1 protein-coding gene is annotated in these 1,421 nt (G+C 50.2%); it reads right to left on the reverse strand.

Annotated elements, in window-relative coordinates; genetic code table 11:
• Nucleotides 1-450 precede the first annotated feature (450 nt).
• Nucleotides 451-1,421: transposase (locus A3766_RS10905; RefSeq protein WP_197472824.1), on the reverse strand; the 971-nt coding region annotated here is incomplete at its 5' end.

Below are 1,421 nucleotides of genomic sequence, written 5' to 3' on the forward strand. Positions count from 1 at the left end.
AAATATTTAATAAGTAAAGACAAGAAAACCATTCAGCATTTTCAATCGTCTGTACAGCCAATCAGCAGCTCACTAGAAAACAAAATCATCGAACTACTGAAAATTGAAATTTAAATAAATTGGATGCCCATTTTAAACAAAATAGACATACTTAATAATTTCCCTAAACAGCCATGCACGCATTATATTTCCGGAAGGTTTTCTCAATATTCGGCATTGGGCCTATAGGACGTTTAAAGCACCTTTTCACCCTTCGGATGAAGTAGCATACCCGAAATTGCTGCTCATTTTTATTGCCTAAGCCCCGGAATTTAGCTTCACAGCGCCCAAAGAAGGTCGTATTTTGGTCGATTTGACCGAAAAGTGCCTGGCGAATGGATCTTTAGCTGACAGTTGCCCCACCGGCCTGCCGCAAAGGCTGACAGTACATGGATTGAGAGCTTAGGAGCGTCAATTAAATAAACGAGTCTGCGATGGGCCGAACAGGCTGGGAGTCAGTGGTGGGGCTCGCTCTGGCGGCTGGGTGTGATGGTTAGTATCGGCTTTGGCCGCCTTCTGTTTGAGATGTTTAAGAATCTGCTCGATTATGTCCGGATCCTCAATGCTGGCAATCACTTTGACATGCCCTCCACAGTGCTCGCAAACCTCAATATCAATATTGAAGACTCGCTTAAGTCGCTGCATCCATGTCATGGCATGGTGCCGCTCTTCAGGGGTCTTATCGAGCCAGTCAGTATCGGCTGCTTCTAGTTTGTCAGGCTTTTTTCCGCGTTTAGCCGGTGTGACCTGAACACGGTGTTTGCTGTTCGGTGCGAAGACTCCGTGGAATCGGGTGAGGTTGACGCGCGGCTTGGGTACCAGTGCAGCCAGCTTGGCCATGAAGTCCATGGGTTCGAAGATCACATGGGTTGTGCCATTGCGATACGGGGTTTTGAGTTCATACCGAACGTGTCCATTGGAGGTCAATGCCAGGCGCTTTTCTGAAACAGCGGGTCGGCTAACGTAGCGGCAGAGCCGTTCGAGTTTATCCCTCTGATGTCCTTCGGCCATCACACCGGCATGGAGTGAAAACCCTGCCACTTTAGCCGCTTGGCCATAGCCTGGCTTCTCACTTTCGCAATGAGGGAAGGTTTGCAGGGTGAAGACCTTACTCCCTTGCTGGGGGCCGGTGGCGATGCGGTAAGTCACCGAGGAACCGTGCATTTGCGTGAGTACATCTCCTCCTTCCTCGTCCAGCGTCAACCAGGTATTCTCGGCATCTCGCTCCAACAGACCGCGTTTTTCCAGGCAGCGAGCGACCCGGTGGCTGAGGGTGTTAACGAGCGCATTGAGTTCATGTTGAGTGGGTGCCTTGACCCGATGGAACCGCCGTTGGCCATAGGTATCTTCGGCGTATACGCCATCGAGAAATAGCATGTGGT

The sequence above is a fragment of the Oleiphilus sp. HI0132 genome, from assembly GCF_001635845.1.